Annotated in this window: 13 protein-coding genes; 5 read left to right on the top strand and 8 right to left on the bottom strand. The window is 60.5% G+C overall.

Annotation, left to right across the window (positions count from 1 at the left end; all coding sequences use genetic code 11):
* The first annotated feature begins 2 nt into the window (after positions 1-2).
* From G494_RS0101290 to G494_RS0101275, 4 genes are read left to right on the top strand one after another with little or no spacing between them, the layout of a single operon-like run.
* Positions 3-905, top strand: a complete 903-nt coding sequence (locus G494_RS0101290; protein ID WP_028583068.1) for a glycosyltransferase family 2 protein — start codon at positions 3-5, stop codon at positions 903-905.
* The gene (locus G494_RS0101285; RefSeq protein WP_028583067.1) at positions 883-1,941 is read left to right on the top strand and encodes a glycosyltransferase family 4 protein; all 1,059 of its coding nucleotides are present in this window, start codon (positions 883-885) and stop codon (positions 1,939-1,941) included. Before G494_RS0101290 ends, G494_RS0101285 begins: the two co-directional genes overlap by 23 nt.
* A gap of 3 nt (positions 1,942-1,944) precedes the next feature.
* On the top strand, positions 1,945-3,033 hold the full coding sequence (locus G494_RS21365; protein WP_051305203.1) for a glycosyltransferase family 9 protein: 1,089 nt from the start codon (positions 1,945-1,947) through the stop codon (positions 3,031-3,033).
* A complete protein-coding gene (locus G494_RS0101275) occupies positions 3,020-3,823 on the top strand; it encodes a glycosyltransferase family 2 protein (protein WP_028583066.1) in 804 nt (267 codons plus the stop codon). The genes G494_RS21365 and G494_RS0101275 overlap by 14 nt, the downstream gene beginning before the upstream one ends.
* A 7-nt stretch (positions 3,824-3,830) precedes the next feature.
* Here G494_RS0101275 and G494_RS0101270 read toward each other — a convergent pair whose 3' ends face one another.
* The 6 genes from G494_RS0101270 to G494_RS0101245 all read right to left on the bottom strand — a co-directional run bounded on the left by G494_RS0101270 (position 3,831) and on the right by G494_RS0101245 (position 11,973).
* Positions 3,831-4,619, bottom strand: a complete 789-nt coding sequence (locus G494_RS0101270; RefSeq protein WP_028583065.1) for a glycosyltransferase family 2 protein — start codon at positions 4,617-4,619, stop codon at positions 3,831-3,833.
* On the bottom strand, positions 4,616-6,814 hold the full coding sequence (pilB, locus tag G494_RS0101265) for a type IV-A pilus assembly ATPase PilB (protein WP_035245042.1): 2,199 nt from the start codon (positions 6,812-6,814) through the stop codon (positions 4,616-4,618). The genes G494_RS0101270 and pilB overlap by 4 nt, the downstream gene beginning before the upstream one ends.
* Before the next feature lie 238 nt (positions 6,815-7,052).
* Positions 7,053-7,988: an FAD-dependent thymidylate synthase gene (locus G494_RS25955; protein WP_028583063.1), complete on the bottom strand. Its 936-nt coding sequence runs from the start codon at positions 7,986-7,988 to the stop codon at positions 7,053-7,055.
* A gap of 82 nt (positions 7,989-8,070) precedes the next feature.
* A complete protein-coding gene (gene nifS / locus G494_RS0101255) occupies positions 8,071-9,258 on the bottom strand; it encodes a cysteine desulfurase NifS (protein ID WP_035245039.1) in 1,188 nt (395 codons plus the stop codon).
* Positions 9,258-10,094, bottom strand: a complete 837-nt coding sequence (nifU, locus tag G494_RS0101250; RefSeq protein WP_028583061.1) for a Fe-S cluster assembly protein NifU — start codon at positions 10,092-10,094, stop codon at positions 9,258-9,260. Before nifU ends, nifS begins: the two co-directional genes overlap by 1 nt.
* Positions 10,095-10,212: 118 nt before the next feature.
* Positions 10,213-11,973 carry a phosphohexomutase domain-containing protein gene (locus G494_RS0101245; protein ID WP_035245037.1) on the bottom strand — a complete coding sequence of 587 codons (1,761 nt, stop codon included), beginning with the start codon at positions 11,971-11,973 and terminating at the stop codon, positions 10,213-10,215.
* A 327-nt stretch (positions 11,974-12,300) separates the two neighbouring features.
* Between G494_RS0101245 and ppsA the strand changes: the two genes are divergently transcribed.
* Positions 12,301-14,751 (top strand): phosphoenolpyruvate synthase, encoded by a 2,451-nt coding sequence (gene ppsA, locus G494_RS0101240; protein ID WP_028583059.1) that lies wholly within the window; start codon positions 12,301-12,303, stop codon positions 14,749-14,751.
* A 107-nt stretch (positions 14,752-14,858) separates the two neighbouring features.
* Here ppsA and G494_RS0101235 read toward each other — a convergent pair whose 3' ends face one another.
* Positions 14,859-15,044: a Trm112 family protein gene (locus G494_RS0101235; protein ID WP_028583058.1), complete on the bottom strand. Its 186-nt coding sequence runs from the start codon at positions 15,042-15,044 to the stop codon at positions 14,859-14,861.
* Positions 15,045-15,225: 181 nt separating this feature from the next.
* Positions 15,226-17,676 (bottom strand): CoB-CoM heterodisulfide reductase HdrA2, encoded by a 2,451-nt coding sequence (gene hdrA2 / locus G494_RS21355; protein WP_084456254.1) that lies wholly within the window; start codon positions 17,674-17,676, stop codon positions 15,226-15,228.
* Positions 17,677-17,681 lie beyond the last annotated feature (5 nt).

The following is a 17,681-nucleotide window of genomic DNA, read 5'->3' as shown; positions in this document are numbered from 1 at the left end:
TCATGCAGCCGACCATCTCAGTGATTCTGGTGAGCTATAACACCGTCGACCTCCTTCCTGCCTGTCTGGACGCGCTCCTCAGCCAGGGTCGGGAGCTGGAACAGCTCTTTGTGGTGGATAATGATTCCGCCGACGGTAGTGCGGAGCTCGTCCGGAACCGCTATCCGGAGGTGCAGCTGATCGCCAATCAGGAGAACCTCGGCTTTGGGGCGGCCAATAACCAGGCCCTGGCCCGCTGCCGTTCTGATCTGGTCTTCTTCCTGAATCCGGACACCCGGGTCCATCCGGATTGCCTGGCAGCTATCCGCAGATCCATGGCCGCTGAGCAGCAGCTTGGGCTTGCCGGGGTCAGGATCACTGATCCCGATGGCAGTTGCCATCACTCCACCGAACCCTCCTACCCCGGCAGCAGCTACAGCCGGGGGCTGCACGATGACCTACCCGGGGAGATTGCCTGGGTCCTGGGTGCAGGGATGGTGGCCCGGCAGGGTTTGATGACTCAACTGGGTGGCTTTGACGAGCGTTTCTTCCTCTATGGCGAGGATATCGACCTCTGTCTGCGGGTCCGTCAGGCGGGCTATCGGCTCGGGCTGATCGAGGATGCCGTGATCACCCACCTGGAGGGGCAGAGCGAGCGAAGCACAACACCGGCAGCCGTGCTGGAGAAAAAGATTCGAGCCGAACTGCTCTTCTTCAGGCTCCACTATCCCCCGGAGCTCAGGCAACGAATCGTCAGGGCCCGTCGCCTCCAGGCCTGGTGGCGTCTGCTCTCCCTGCGCTGCCTTCCCCCCTTGCCCGGCAGGGAAGAGCTGCGGCGGCTGAAGCTTGCCAAGTATCGGTTGGTAGCACAGCTCTATCGCTCCTTTAGCCACGAGATGCGCCATGAAAGTAGCACTGATCCATAACCAGTTCAAGACCTCCGGCGGCATGGAGTCGTACCTGCTGACCCTGGTCCATGGGTTTCTCCAGGCCGGTGATGAGGTTCATGTCCACACCTATGAGCTGGATCACCAGCTGGCCGGGAGCTATGACTGTACCATCCACCAGATGCGCCTGTTTCTCCTGCCCAGGCGGCTGCGCAAATACTATTTCCTGAAGCGGATGAATCGGGGCTTCAGGAGAGGCGACTATGACCTCTCCCTGAGCCTTACCAGGACCTCCTGTCAGGATGTGGCCATTGTCGGCGGAGTACACCCCCAATCGGTGCTCAGGGCCGGCAGGCGCGGCTGGTATCGATCGATCCACGATCGTGTTGAAACCCGCTACGAGGGCGCCATGTTTTCCGGGGTTCCCTGGATTGTGGCCCATTCCCGGGCCATTCAGGAGGAGATTGAACACCACTATCCGGTGGACCCAGCCAAGATCAAGGTGCTCTATCCTCCCATAGACGGCCAACGCTTCGCCCAGGTGGACCAGGACGCCAGGACATCAGCTGCCGGCAGGTTCGGCTGTTCCCCGGACAAGTTGACCCTGCTCTTCCCCTCCATGAGTCACAAGCGCAAGGGATTGGCAGAGCTGCTCCAGGCCTATAAAGGGCTTGACCCTGCCTCCCACGAGCTTATTGTTGTCGGAGATCCCGGTCGGGGCTATCCTGCCGACCCCAGGGTACGCTTCTTCGGTTATGTGGAGGATATGGCAAGCCTCTACCAGGCAGTGGACTATCTGGTGCTGCCCTCCCACTATGAGCCCTTTGGCCTGGTGGTGGCCGAGGCCCTCCACTGCCGGACTCCGGTGCTGGTAACGGCCTCGGTGGGGGCTGCCGAGCTCCTGGAGCCGGGGGACGGGGTGGTGGTGGCGGATAATGCCCCGGCGACCCTGGCTGGAGTGATCGCCGGCTTACGGCCCCGGCTGGTGGAGCCGGGATTTGCAGGCCGACATCAGCTGGAAACCGGACAACATATTGAGGCACTCAAGGAACTTGCCGGGTGCAGAAGTGAGTGATCTATGGAGTTGAGCAATAAACGACTGCTGCTGATTAAGCAGAGTTCTCTGGGGGATGTCATCCATGCCCTGCCTGTGGCCCATGCCCTGAAACGGCATCATCCCGACTGTGTCATCGGCTGGGTGGTGGATCAGGGTTTTGCCGGCCTGGTGGAGCGTGATCAGGCGGTGGACCGGGTCTATCCGGTATCCATCCCTGCAACCAGTGATCCGGATGCCGAGCCAGGGGTCTATTTCAGGGCATTGAAGGCCAGCTGCAGCACCCTGGCCGCCCTGCGCAGGGAGTTCAGGGCAGCCCCCTATGACCTGATCCTTGACCTGCACGCCTCCTTTCGCAGCGGCCTCTTTTCCCGGATGAATCCCGGGGGGCTGCGCATCGGCTTTGCCGATGCCAGGGAGTTGAATACCTGGTTCCAGCAGCAACATCTCGAAAATCCCGAGGCGAGGGTCCATGCCCTGGAAAAGAACCTGCTCTTTGCCGAGTTTCTGGAGTGTCCTGCCGGGCCGGAGGACTACCACCTCTGCCTGAGGGATGAGGACCGGCAGCAGGCTGCAGAGTTTCTTCGCAGCCATCAGGGGGATAAGAGCGGGCCAGCCCTGGTCTATGCCAATCCAGCGGCCCGTTGGCAGACCAAGTTCTGGGCTGTGGAGAGCTGGGCCCTGTTGGCGGACCAACTCATCGCCTCCGGGCTCCAGGTGGTTTTCGGCGGCAGTCCCAAGGATCAGGGCTATATCCGGGAGATCGTCAGCAGGATGGTGCAGACCCCCATGGTGGCTGCCGGCAGACTCACTCTTCCCGGCTCCGCGGCCCTGCTGGAGCGGGCCGGGGTCTATGTGGGCCTGGATAGCGGCCCGATGCATATCGCCGCCATGGTACAGACCCCGGTGGTGGCCCTGTTTGGCCCTACCCATCCCGAACGGGTCCGACCCTACGGAGTGGAGCATCGTATTGTCCAGGCGCCTGGCCTGGACTGTCTCTGCTGCCGCCAGCGCAGCTGCAGCCACCGGAGCTGCATGAAAGGGATCTCGGTTGCCCAGGTGCAGGGGGCTGTGCGTACCCTGTTGGAGGGAGGGTGTTATGATCACCCCTGAGCTCCAGGTCAGTATTGTCCTCACCACCTATAACTGGCCCCAGGCCCTGGAGGCCTCCCTGCACAGTGTGCTGGCGCAGACAAGACCGCCTCTGGAGATTATCGTCGCCGATGATGGCTCGACCCAGGCAACCGCCGAGGTGGTGCGCAGGGTCCAGGCCCAGGCCGGGGTGAAGATCGTCCACTCCTGGCAGGAGGATAAGGGCTTTCGCCTGGCCAAGAGCCGCAACAAGGCCATTGCCAGGGCGCGGGGTGGCTATATCATCCTGATCGACGGCGACATTATCCTGGAAAGGCACTTTGTGGAAGATCACTGCAGCTCTGCCCGCAGAGACTGTTTTGTCCAGGGAACCAGGGTGCTGCTCAACCAGGAGCTGTCGACTCGGATTCTCGAGACAGGCAGGGTCGAGGTCGGGATTTTGACCCCAGGGGTGCAGAATCACAAGAACTGTCTGCGCTCCCCCCTGTTGGCCCGGCTCTGTTCCTGGCGCAGTCGTCGGATCAAGGGGATCAAGACCTGCAACTTTGCCTTCTGGAAAGAGGATGCCGTTCGGATCAACGGCTTTAACGAGGAGTTTATCGGCTGGGGGCGGGAAGACTCCGAATTCACCGCCCGTTTGCTCAACTCAGGGGTGCGACGTCAGAACCTGAAGTTTTTCGCCCTGGGCTACCACCTCTTTCATCCGATGAACACCAGGGCACGCCTGGCCATCAATGACCGCATTCTCCATGAGACCATTGCCAGCAAGAGCGTCTGGTGCAGCCAGGGGATAGATCAGTACCTGGGTTAAGAGACCGCTATCTGCTGAGCGGTGGGGATTCCGGCGGCGGGGTGTTGGCCTGGAGCTCGTGGAGCTTGGCATACTTGTAGAAGGTCCCTTCAAAGTTTCCCAGGGCGATCACGAAGCCGGGCCAGCCATCCAGGATACCCCGTTTGAGCAGGTACATGTGGAGAAAGGACCAGATGCCGCGAGCAAGGGCCGTGGCCATGGTGCCCCTGCGGCCTCGGTTCTGGAGCTTCTGCGCACCCAGGGTCGAGTACTTGTTGGCCTTATGGACCACCTCCTCAAGGTTCTTATAGGGGAACTGCCAGAGCGGATGGTTGAAGTAGCCCACCGGCAGGGAGGAGAGGATGGTGTACTCTTCGTGCACCGGGTCGTCGTCCTTGAAGCGGAGGCTGCCCTGGCGAAAGAGTTGGGGTTGACGGTAATCGGGATAGAAGCCCGAGTGTTTGATCCAGCGGCCCATGAAGAAGTTGCGCCTGGGGATATAGTAGGCGTCAGCCTGGGGATTGGCCACGCTGGCCAGGATTTCGTCCCGCACCTCCGGGGTACAGCGTTCATCGGAATCCAGCGAGAAGATCCAGGGGTGGGAGCAGGCCTCCATGGCGCGGTTGCGCAGGTCGCCAAATCCCTGGAAGGGGATCTGGACCACCCGGGCTCCCAGGTTCTCGGCGATTGCCGCGGTCTGGTCCTGACTGTAGGAGTCGGCCAGGACGATCTCATCGGCCCAGAGGACCGAGTTGACGGCGGCCTCTATTTTTTCTGCCTCGTTGTAGGCAATGATGTAGACAGAGATCTTGTTCATGCGCGTCGCACCGCCTGGGGTCTGGGTTTCCGGCCACCGCTGGCCAACTGGACCACGATCCGGTCGGTCTTTTGCAGCCGTTCGACCAGGGTCTTGAAGAGGTGTTTGGAGACCTCGGGATACTTTTCGATCAGTTCGTTCAACTTGTCACCTGGATAGCGTTTAATGGTACAGCGGCCGGCAGAGATAATGGAGGCAGAGCGGGGTTCATCCAGGATGGAGGCCATCTCGCCGAAATATTCACCAGGCTCGGTGATCTCGGCAATCTTCTTGCCGCCGCGCATGACCCCCACCTTGCCGCGGACCAGCTTGAAGAAGTCCTTATCCTTGTTGGCCTCCTGGATAATCACATCTCCGTCTTCATACTCTTCCACATCCGGGTTGACCAGGTAGGCCGGCAGGCTGTCTTCGTGGGCAACGGTACGGCGGAGCACCTCTTCCAGGCTGGTGATCCCCTCCCGGGCCTTTTGCAGGGCTGCCTCGCGCAGGGTGTACATGCCCTCCTGGATGGCGATCTTCCGCAGTTGCTCCTCTGGTACCTCGGCCTGGATGGCCTTGGCCACCTCGTCGGTAATTTCCATCAGCTCAAAGAAGCCCACCCGGCCCTTGTAGCCCAGGCCGTTACACTCGTTGCAGCCCTTGGCCCTGAAGAGCTGCAGCTCCTCAAGCTCGTGCTCCTTGAACCCCACGTTGAGCAGTTTCTTCTGGTCATACTCCGCAGGGGTCTTGCAGTGGCTGCAGAGGCGTCGGCCCAGGCGCTGGGACAGGACCATGGTCAGGGATGAGGCCAGGATGTAGGCCGGCACACCGATATCCACCATTCGACTGACCGTGGCAGGAGAGTCGTTGGTATGGAGGGTGGAGAAGACCAGGTGGCCGGTCATGGCTGCCTTGATGGCAATCTCGGCGGTGTCATAGTCACGGATCTCACCCACCATGATAATATCAGGATCCTGACGGAGAAAGGCCTTGAGTGCGGCGGCAAAGGTCATCCCTACCTCGGCGTTGACGTTGACCTGGTTGATGCCCTTGAAGTTAAACTCCACCGGATCTTCGGCTGTGAGGATCTTGATATCCTCGGTGTTCAGGGAGTTGAGCGCCGAGTAGAGGGTAACGGTCTTGCCGGAGCCGGTGGGACCGGTGACCAGCAGCAGGCCCTGGGGGCGGCTCAAGCAGCGTTTCAGCGATTCAAAGGTGGCGGCGGTGAATCCCAGCTTGGTCAGGTCCACGTTCAGGGAGCCCTTGTCCAGGATACGGAGGACAATGCCTTCGCCATGGAGCAGGGGCAGGGTGGAGACCCGGAAATCGACGGCCCGGTTGCGGCCCAGGCGCATCTTGATCCGGCCGTCCTGGGGAACGCGGCGCTCGGTGATGTTGAGATCGGAAAGGATCTTGATCCTGGCCACCATGGCGTTCTTGATGGTCAAGGGCAGGTTCATGGACTTAAACAGGGCCCCGTCCTTACGGTAGCGCACCTGCATGGTCCGTTCAAAGGGCTCGATATGGATATCGCTGACCCCCTCCTGGACCGCCTTGACCAGGATACCGTTGACCAGCTTGATGATGGGGGCGTCGGAGGCGGAAAACTGCTCAAAGGTGTCATCGTCGGCTGAGCCGGACTCGATCTCAAAATCATCGGCAGCATCGGAAACCAGGGCGCCGAAGTCCTCGACCTGGGTGACCTCCTCGGCTTCCTCTTCCTGATCATAGCGAAAAAACGACTGATACTCCTCATCGTCGATCTGATAATATTTCCTGTAGGCCTCGATGATATCCTTGGCCGTGGAGACGCAGACGTTGAGGCCCTTCTGGGCAATATCCTGGAGCTCCTCCACCTCCACCGCATCGGTGGGCTCGGTCATGGTGATCTGCAGGGTATTGCCGGCCACCCGCAGGGGAAAGGCCAGGTACTTCTTGGCGGTCTCGTAGGGGATGAGGTCGATGGCCTCCTGGCTGGGCGGCTCATCCTCGATGTTCACCATCGTGTAGTTAAAGTTCCGACTCAGAAAGTTGGCGATGGTGTCACGTTCTATGACGCCGCTCTCCAGCAGAATCCGGCCCAGCCGTTCTCCGGTCTTCTTCTGGGTAGCCTTGGCCTGGTCGAATTGGGCGGCGGTGATATAGCCGGCCTTGCTCAGGAGTTCCCCAATCTTCAGCTTACCTGCGCCGGACTGGTCCTTGACCGTCCGTTTCATGGAAGCCTTCTGCGCAGTCTGCTGATTGGACTTTGATGGTGCGGCCATGGTGTCTTGAGAAACCCGGGTGGCTGAAGTTGCTGGCTAGTTGCTGCTAATGGTTCTAAACGACTATAGATACTGCACCATACTACTCTATTTTAGGAATATGGTCAAAAAGGGAATCGTTCTCCCTGAACTATTGTGTCTTCCCTGGGGCCAGGCGGCGACGGTGGGGATCTGACCCCGACCGGTCACTTCAGCTGAAGACGGCGGGAAAGGTCTGCTCCAGCTCCTCCTGGAGCGGGATCATCACCTCCCGCATGGAAGGGTCTGCATTCTTCGGAGTGCGCAGGGCCAGGATGTGGCGCCATTCCTGCAAGTTGGTGTAGACGATGATCTCGGTCTTGCAGGAGTTGGGCAGGACCGTACGTGCGGCCTGGGGGGTTGTGGTCTCCAGCAGTTGGAGATAGATCTGCTCGCTCTGTTCCATGGCCTGCTGCCACTGGCTCATTTCCGTACTCCCCTCGCTGAAGAAGAGGGGTTTGACAAAGGTGACCTCGTTGCCGAACTTGTCGGCAGAGTAACGGCAGTAGCGCTGGCTCTCCTGGAGAAAGGCGCAGGGCCGGTGGCGGACCAACTCGTGGCTGACCGCCCGGTTGACCACGAAGCGGACGCCCAGGTAGCGGTGGCGGCTGAGCAGAGGCTCGCTCAGCTGGTCCACGGCTGCAAGGTTCAGCTTGTCAACGCTCAGGGATGCCGCTGCCCCGGATGGCTCGGGGAGGGCGATGGTCTCGAAAAAGTAGGGGTGACGGCTGGCCAGGAAGGCGATGACGGCCTGGATGACAGGGGTGTCGGCTGCAGTCTGGGCCAACTCACGAAAGGCTCGGATAGAGCCAGTGATCAGCAGGCTCTGCTCCGTTTCCTGGTCGATCTGGAGGTACCTGGGGAGACAGCGAAAGAGCTCGTCCTGCTGTTTTTGGCTCGTCCCTTTGACTCGGAAGGTGGCTACCCCCATCTCCAAAACCGAGTTATGGCCATACTCCGACATCCTGCGGACAAAGGGGATGGCGGAGTCCTTGTCGATACGATCTTCGCTCTTGTAGCAGATGCGGCCGCTGTACTCTATGCGCACCGGCAGGCTCTGCCGATCAAGCTCGTGGAGGATGGTGTAGGAGGGGTCAGTGATTTTCATGGCGTAGGCGGCCCATTGCTGTTGGGGTTGGTGGGATCCACCCCGGCATCCTGGGCCGGGGTGGAGTTTTCCGGGAGGGGAGCTACTCGTTTTCTTCCCAGAAGGGTGACATGGTCCTGAGCTTGGCAATGATGGCCGGCATCTTCTCCAGGACAAAGTCGATCTCCTCTTCGCTGTTATAGGTGGAGAGGCTGAAGCGGATGGAGCCGTGGGCGGCGGTAAAGGGTACGCCCATGGCCCGGAGCACATGGGAAGGCTCCAGGGAACCCGAGGTACAGGCCGAGCCCGAGGAGGCACAGATCTGGTGCTGGTTCATGTGGAGGAGAATGGCCTCACCTTCCACGTATTCAAAGCTGATGTTGGCGGTGTTGGGCAGCCGATCCTGGGCATGGCCGTTGAGCAGCGATTTGGGAACCGAGCCGAGCAGCCCTGCCTCCAGTTTGTCCCTGAGCGCCCGGACCCTGGTGTTCTCCTCTTCCATGTTGGCACCGGCCAGTTCACAGGCCTTACCCAGGCCAACGATGGAGGCAACGTTTTCGGTGCCGCCCCGACGTCCGTGTTCCTGATGGCCACCGTTGATAAAGGGGATAAAGGGGGTGCCTTTGGCCACATAGAGGACCCCGACTCCCTTGGGGGCATGGAGTTTATGGCCGGAAAGGGAGAGGAAATCGATATCTGTTGCCCCCAGGTTGATGGGGACCTTGCCCACGGCCTGGACCGCATCGGTGTGGAAGAGCACGCCCCGTTCCTTGGCGATCCGGGCCATCTCTTCCACCGGGAAGAGGACCCCGGTCTCGTTGTTGGCCCACATCACGCTGACAATGGCGGTCTCGTCGCTGAGCGCCTGGCGGTAGCTCTCCAGGTCCAGGGTGCCGTCCGCGTCGACGCTCAGCCAGGTGATTCGGTGCTTGTGGCCGGTGAGGTTGTCCAGGTTCTCGCAGAGGCTCTTGACCGCAGGATGCTCCACCCGGGTGGTGACGATGTGTCGTTTTTCCGGAAAGGTCTGCAGGGCCGAGAGGATGGCGGTGGAGTCACTCTCGGTGCCGCAGCTGGTGAAGACGATCTCCTCGGCCCGGGCACCGATGAGACGGGCAATGGACTCCCGGGCCTGCTCCACGGCCTGGCCCACCTGGCCGCCGAAGGTGTGCATGGAGGAAGGGTTGCCGTAACAGTCGGTGAGAAAGGGCATCATCGCCTCCACCACCTCTGGCGCAATCCGGGTGGTGGCGTTGTTGTCCATGTAGACGACCTGGTCACTGTGGCACTGCATTATTTCTCCTCCTCAACGATCAGGGTCTCAAGGACCTGTTCCCGCAACTTCTTCTCGACATACTCTTTCAGGGTGGTTTGGGAGGAGTGGCAGCCGGAGCAGGCCCCGCGCAGGGATACCGTCACAAAGTCACCGTCCACATCGATGAGTTCGATGGAACCCCCGTCCTTCTTCAGGGTGGGTTTGATTTCCCGTTCCAGCACCTGCTCTATCTTCTTGATCTTCTGCAGGGTGGTCATCCGTTTTTCCTTTGGCGGGGACTGGGCCTTCTCCGGAAGATCTTCCACGGTCTTGACCAGGATCTCCCGTAAGCGTTCTTCACACTTGCCGCAGCCGCCGCCGGCCTTGGTGAAGTTGGTGATCTCCTCCACCGAGCGGAGGCTGTTTTCCTCCACCGCCCGGATAACCTCCAGGTCGGTCACTCCAAAGCACTCACAGACCACCTCGCCCTGGGCCATGGGCAGGATAGCCCCGGTAAAATCGGCGATGGCGGCCTCCAGGGCCTCCCGGCCCATGACCGAACAGTGCATCTTTTCCTTGGGCAGTCCACCCAGGGCCTCGGCGATGTCATCGTTGGTGATATTTTTGGCCTCTGCCAGGGGCATGCCCTTGAGCATCTCGGTGAGCACCGATGAGCTGGCAATGGCAGAGGCACAGCCAAAGGTCTTGAACTTGGCATCGGTGATGATGTCCTTTTCGTCGACCTTGATGGTCAGTTTCAGGGCATCTCCACAGGCCAGGGAGCCCACATTGCCAACGCCGTCGGGGTTTTCCACTTCGCCGACATTTTTTGGGTGTATAAAATGCTCCTGGACTTTATCCGTATATTCCCACATGTTGATTGTCTCTAGGTAGTTGTTATGGCTAAGGAAAAGGTGTTGGCTGGGGCGGGCGGGCTGCCATGCTCCCTGCGCTTGTCCCCCTCGGTTTTCCCTGTTGCTCTCAAGATTGGTCTTAACTGTATGGCAGGAGACCGCATTCGGCAAGCATGGAATGTGCACTTTTCACCAGAAGCGCAGTTTCCTCAGGGGTCCTGGCCTCCACGTAGAAGCGAACCTTGGGCTCGGTTCCCGAGGGCCGGATCATCAGCCAGGAGCCGTCGCTAAAGATGATCTTGCGGCCATCGATGGCGATCACCTCCTCAATGGTCTTGGCCTGATCACCCACCGCGATCTGTTGTCCCGGCTGGTAGCGTTCCAGCTGCTGGAGGGCCTTGCTCAACTCCTCACCCTGGACGCTGACCACGATGCCGTCGCGATCCGGATAAAAGTGGCCATACTCTTGCTCGATCTGCTCCAGGTACGCCCCCAGGGAGATGTTCAGGGTCAGCACCATATCCAGGGCCAGGAGCAGGCCGATGAAGGCGTCTTTTTCCGGGGTATGGCCGATGATGGAGATCCCGTCCGACTCCTCGAAGTAGACCAGGGCCTTGCCCATCACCGGCTTGAATTCCTTAAAGCCCACCTTGGGTTCAAAGACCTCTTCTCCCAGATCCTTGGCAAGGGCATTGGCCAGGTTGCTGGAGGCCACGGTCTTGGCCACCATTCCCCTCTTGCCCTTGACCTCGTGGAGGAAGTGGTAGGCCATGGCCCCGAACTGGTTCATGGAGATCTCCACCCTGCCGTCGGTGAAGCGGATCCGGTCACCATCCGGGTCGATGATGGCCCCGATTTTCAGAGGGGCGGCAGCGGCCCGAAGGGCAGCCATGGTGGGCTGGATGTTGGCGGAAGAAGGTTCCGGGGCAATGCCGCCAAAGGTGGGATCCGGGGTGTTGCGGAGGAGAATGAGCCGCGCCTTGGGTGGCTCAGCCAACAGGCGGCTCAGGTAGTCTCTGGAGGCACCATGGACGGCATCCACACAGACCACCAGCTCTTCGCGGGCGGCGCAGGCTGCGGTGATCTGATCGTAGTCCAGTCCATGGCTCGATCGGTTGGTTCGGACCAGCTCTTGCCAGCTCGCCAGGACGTCTTCCCTGACCACTCCCTTCAACTGCTCCAGGGGGGTCTGGAGGCGATCCTGGGAGAGCATGAAGGGGTTGGCCTCCCCCTGGAGATAGCTGCGGCTCATCCGGGTGATGGTGTCGGTGAGGATGGGCGCTGCCGGCCCGCCGTCGGCGGCGTTGTACTTGACCCCGCCGTACTCCATGGGGTTGTGGCTGGGGGTCAGGTTGATGGAAAAGGCGGCCTTATGGATCAGGACCGAGGCCGAGAGAGCGCCGGTGGTCGATTCCCCGGCATAGTAGACCCGCACCCCATTGGCCACCAGGATGTTGATCGCAGCCAGGGCCAGCAGCTCGCCGCCGAAACGGTTGTCAAAGCCGATCACGCAGCCCTGCTCCTGCATGGCGCTGAAATCAAGTCCCCCCAGGGCCGCGGCCATGGCCGGGTCAGCGGACCCCTGACGGTAGAGCTGGAGGATGGCGCAGGTGACCGTGGCCACCGAGTGGATGGTGAGGTCCTTGCCCAGGGTGCCCCGCCAGCCCGAGGTACCGAAGCTGACCTGGTTGACTGGTGGGCTGGTGTTGGTGAGGATCTCCCGGCGAATCTGCCCATAGACTTCGTCGATGGCGTTCTGCCAGCTCCTGGCTTCAGCTGGATCGGCCGCATTACGCTGTCGGACCAGCTCTTTCAGGGCTGAAAAATAGTCGCTGGCAGCATGGTCATCGGGGTGAAGGTATAGTTTAAGGATGGGGGCAGCAGCTGGGTAGTCGGTCATGGAGGCACCTCATGGAATTTAGAGAGCTGGTCTTCAGATAAACCGGGTCTTTTCATTTTGTTTATGCTATCGGGAGAGAAGTATAGCCCTTCGTCGGGAGAATGGCAATATCCGTGCTCACAGCCCTTGCGGCCAGTGCTTTCGCTGAGAGGGCCTGATCCCGTCTGAGCTGGGCAAGGGGGCTTGCTGCAAAATTATCTGTGCATGTTCTGTTGGCCGGCGTTTTGCCGGCCCGGCTCTGCTGCACTTGAATAGATTGAAGCCGGAGCGGTGTGGATGTGGTCCTGCCGGTTCTGGCAAGGAGAAGAATCGTGAAGGAGAAAGTAAATGGCTAGCGTACATGACAAGGAACTGATCCTCTGGTTTGATCAGATCACCATTGACGATGTACCGATGGTTGGAGGCAAGAATGCCTCGCTTGGCGAGATGTACCAGAAACTTGACAGCCAGGGCGTGAGCGTGCCCAACGGCTATGCGATCACCGCCTACGCCTATCAGTATCTCTTAAAGGAAGCAGGGGTGGAGGCGGCCATTGAGGAGGCGCTGGAGGGGCTGGATACCCATGATCTCCATAATCTCCAGGAGCGGGGGGCCAAGGTGCGGGAGATCATCCGCACGGCCAAGTTTCCCCTTGACCTGCGTGAGGCCATCATCGCGGCCTACCGCAAGATGGAGGATGAGTACGGTGAAGGGGTGGATGTGGCGGTGCGTTCCTCGGCCACTGCCGAGGACCTGCCCGATGCCTCCTTTGCCGGCCAGCAGGACACCTACCTCAATATCCGGGGCCCCGAGGCCCTGATCGATGCCTGTAAGCGTTGCTTTGCCTCGCTCTTTACCAACAGGGCGATCTCCTACCGCCATGATAAGGATTTCAGCCAGTTTGACGTCTATCTCTCCATCGTGGTCCAGAAGATGGTCCGTTCGGATTCCGCCTCTTCAGGGGTGATCTTCTCCATCGATACCGAATCCGGGTTCCAGGATGCGGTCTTTCTCACCGCTGCCTGGGGCTTGGGAGAGAATGTGGTCCAGGGAGCGGTCAACCCGGATGAGTACTATGTCTTCAAGCCCACCTTGAAGCAGGGCAAGCGGCCCATCGTCGGCAGGCGGGTGGGGTCCAAAGAGATCAAGATGATCTATAACCCCGATCCTGACGGCGAGGAGTCGGTCATCAATGTGGATACCAGCCCGGCCGAGCAGGGGAGCTATGTGCTCAGCGACGAGGAGATCCTTCAGTTGGCCCGCTGGGCCTGCATCATCGAAGATCACTATGGTCGTCCCATGGACATCGAATGGGCCAAGGACGGCGACGGCGGCGTGGGCAGCGGTGAGCTCTTCATCGTCCAGGCCCGGCCCGAGACCGTGCATTCCCAGGCCAGTACCAAGGTGATGGAGACCTACCTGCTCAAGGAGAAGGGCAGGGTCCTGGCCCAGGGCCAGGCCGTGGGCGCCAAGATCGGCAGGGGCCCTGCCAGGATCCTGCATGATGTTAGTCAGATGCATGATTTCAAGGCCGGAGAGGTCCTGGTCACCGACATGACCGATCCTGACTGGGAACCGATCATGAAGATCGCCTCGGCCATCGTCACCAACCGGGGCGGCCGGACCTGCCATGCCGCCATCATCTCCAGGGAACTGGGGATCCCCTGTGTGATCGGCAGCGAGAACGGTACCGAGATGATCCAGCCCGGCCAGGAGGTCACCGCCTCCTGTGCCGAGGGTGAGAGCGGCTATATCTATGAGGGGCTGCTGGACTTTGAGATCGTCACCCTGGATCTGGATAACATCCCGGAGACCACCACCAAGATCATGATGAACGTGGGGCTGCCGGAAAAGGCCTTTGTCGAAGGCCAGATCCCCAATGACGGGGTGGGCCTGGCCAGGGAAGAGTTTATCATCAACTCCCACATCGGCATCCACCCCCTGGCCCTCTACAACTATGAGGAGCTGGCCGAAGAGGCCCGTGAGGACGAGGAGATCGCCGATATCGTCGAGGACATCAACTACAAGACCTCGGCCTATCCCGATGATAAGCGCCAGTACTTCATCGACAAGCTGGCAGAGGGGGTCGGCCGGATCGCGGCCGGCTTTTATCCCAGGGACGTGATCGTCCGCCTCTCTGATTTCAAGTCCAACGAGTATGCCAACCTGATCGGCGGCTTCCTCTATGAGCCGGAGGAGTCCAACCCCATGATCGGCTGGCGCGGGGCCTCCAGATACTACGATGACCGCTACAAGGTCGCCTTTGAGCTGGAGTGCAAGGCCCTGTTAAAGGCCAGAAACGAGATGGGCCTGAGCAACATCAAGCTGATGGTTCCCTTCTGCCGCACCCCTGAGGAGGGAAGGCGGGTCATTGAGGTGATGCGGGAGTTCGGCCTGGTCCAGGGGGAAAACGGACTGGAGGTCTATGTGATGTGCGAGATTCCCTCCAACGTGATCTCCGCCGATGCCTTTGCCGATGTCTTTGACGGCTTCTCCATCGGCTCCAACGACCTGACCCAGCTTACCCTGGGGCTGGATCGGGATTCGGATCTGGTCTCCCATATCTATGATGAGCGCAACCAGGCGGTCAAGGACATGATCAAGATGGTGATTGCCACCGCCAAGAGGCGGGGCAGGAAGATCGGCATCTGCGGCCAGGGGCCCTCGGATTTTCCCGACTTTGCCACCTTCCTGGTGGAGCAGGGCATCGACTCGATCAGTTTGGTCTCCGACACCGTGGTCAAGACCCGGCTGGAGATCGCTGCCAAGGAAAAGGAGCTGGGGATCGCTCCGCAGTAGCGGCCGGAAAAAACAGGGGCAGCTCCCTGACAGCGGGCTGCCCCTGAGAAGATAAGATGAAGAGGCCTGCAGCCGACCGTCAGTTTCGGTCGGCTGCGGGCTTTTTTTTATTGATCCGAGGTATCCGGGTCCAGGGAGATCGCCTCGTCGATCAGCATGATGGGGATATCATCCTTGACGGGGTAGAGGAGGCTGCAGCTGCGGCAGATCAGGCCGGCCTGATCGTCGCTGAGTTGTACCGGGCCCTTGCATTGGGGGCAGGCCAGGATGTCCAGGAGTGTCTGCTCGATCATCGGGTATCTTGAGGTCTAAGGGTTGACGATGGCTGTGCCGGAAGGCCCGGACAGCTGAAGGGGTGAGCGACAACGATCCCTCTGCCCTCACCCCTGTCTCCGGTTCCACTATACCTGATCTGCCCCCAGAGGCAATCTTTTCAAGGGCTGAGCCCCCTGCTCGGTTCCAGGGGCAGCTGTGCTAGCGCTCCATCAGCGGCACTTTGGCATTGGCCAGCAGTTCGCTGGTCTCGGCGATCTCCTCGGCCGAGACACTCCTGCGCAGGGCCTCCATCTGGCGCATCTTCTCGGCAAAGCGGATTCCCTCTGCCGCACTGATCCATTCCAGCTGGAGCCGCTCCGGGCGGATCCCCAGCTTGGCCATCTTCTTGTGGAGCCGGTTGACCCGTTTCTCGGTCCAGTGGTTGGCGTCGATGTAGTGGCAGTCGCCGATATGGCAGCCGCTGACCAGCACCACCGGTGCGCCCTGGCGGAAGCCTTCCCAGATAAACTTCTCATCGACCCGACCGGAGCACATCACCCGGATCAGGTGGACATTGGCGGGGTACTGCAGCCGGGAGACCCCGGCATAGTCGGCCCCGGCATAGGAGCACCAGTTACAGGCAAAGACCAGGATCTTGCTGTCCGGCGCCTGGTTCAGCATGGCATCCACCTGGCCGACGAGCTGCTGATCCGTGAAGTGGTTCATGGAGATGGCATCTGTGCGACATTCCGCGGCACAGGTACCGCAGCCGGCGCAGGCCGCCTGGTTGACCACCGCCGGCTGCCGCTTCTTGACCTCAACGCTGATGGCGTTGTAGGGGCAGACCTTGGCGCAGATCCCGCAGGAGGTACAGTTTTCGGCGATGACCTCGGCGGTGATGGGCTCGGTGGTGATCTCGCCCCTGTGCATCAGCCGGATGGCCCGCACAGCCGCGGCCGAGGCCTGGGTGACGCTCTCCTTGATGTCCTTGGGCCCTTCGGCGCAGCCGGCATAGAAGACGCCCCGGGTGGCCGCATCCACGGGTTGGAGTTTGGGATGGGCCTCCAGGTAGAAGCCGTCCGGGGTGAGCTGCAAGCCCATGATCTCCTGCAGCCGCTGGGTACTGGGCGCCGGCTGCACCCCCTGGGCCAGGACCAGCATGTCCAGCTCATGGAACTCCAGGGAGTTGCTGGCCCCGTTCTCCACCGCCACCCGCAGGGACCTGTCTGCGGTTTCTGTGGCAGATCCCGGCAGGCCGCGGATGAACTTGACCCCCAGTCGCCGGCTGCGGGTATAGAGCTCTTCAAAGCCCTTACCAAAGGCCCGGATATCGATGTAGAAGACCTTGACCTCCATGTCCGGATAATGCTCCTTGAGCACCAGGGTGGACTTGATGGTGTTCATGCAGCAGATGTTGGAGCAGTACTCCTTGCCCTTGCGCCGTGATCTGGAGCCCACACACTGGATGAAGCCCACCGATTTGGGCCGCCTGCGGTCCGTGGGCCGGATCAGCTTCCCCTTGGAGGGGCCGCCGGCATTGACCAGCCGCTCAAACTCCAGACTGGTCAGGACATTCTCGTGGCGGCTGTAGCCATACTCGTCCAACTCGGTGGGGTCGTAGGGCGTCAGGCCGGTGGCCACGATGATGGAACCCACCTCTTCGACGATCTCCTCATCCGACATGTGGAAGTTGATGCACTTCTTCTCGCAGACGTCCACACACTTGGAGCAGACAGCCGGGTTGTGACCCAGGCATTCCTTGATGTTGATCTGGTAGGATGAGGGCACGGCCTGGGGAAAGGCGCTGTAGATGGCCTTGCGTGAGGAGAGTCCCATGTTGAACTCGTCGGGACGCACCACCGGGCAGGCCGCAGCGCAGTCGCCGCAGGCTGTACATTCGGTCTCATCGACATATTTTGCTCGTTTGATGATGGTAACCTCAAAGTTACCAACATAGCCTCTGACATCTTTGACCTCGCTCAAGGTCAACAACTTTATGCGTGGATGCCGACCGGCATCCGTCATCTTAGGACCGAGTATTCAAATCGAGCAGTCCATGGTGGGAAAGGTCTTGTCCAGCCTGGCCATCATCCCGCCGATGGAGGGCTCCTTTTCCACCAGGGTGACCTCGTAGCCGCTGTCGGCCAGATCCAGGGCGGCCTGGATGCCGGCAATACCGCCGCCGATCACCAGGGTCCGCTTGGTCAGGGGCAGGGTGTCTTCGTGCAGGGGCTGGAGGTGGCGTACCCGGGAGACCGCCATCTCAACCAGGGTCTCTGCCTTGGCCGTGGCCTGGTCCTGGTCGTTCATATGCACCCAGGAGCACTGTTCGCGCAGGTTGGCCATCTCCACCATATAGGGGTTGATCCCGGCATCCTGGGCCATCTGCTTGAAGGTGGGCTCGTGGAGGCGGGGAGAGCAGGAGGCTATCACCACCCGGTCCAGTTGCCGGTCGATGATGTCCTGCTTGATCTGCTGCTGTCCTGGTTCGGAACAGGCATAGGTGATATCCGTGGACAGGACCACATCATCGGCCTGGGCGGCCTTGTCCGCCACCTGGGGACAGTTGACGGTTTGGGCGATATTGAGACCACAGTGGCAGACATAGACGCCGATGCGGGGTGTAGGTTCACCCTCGGCAGGCTGCGGTGGTTGGGTATGGTTTGACATGGGTA

Source organism: Desulfogranum mediterraneum DSM 13871 (genome assembly GCF_000429965.1).
Classification (GTDB): domain Bacteria; phylum Desulfobacterota; class Desulfobulbia; order Desulfobulbales; family Desulfobulbaceae; genus Desulfogranum; species Desulfogranum mediterraneum.
This window is presented reverse-complemented; position numbering and strand designations above follow the sequence as displayed.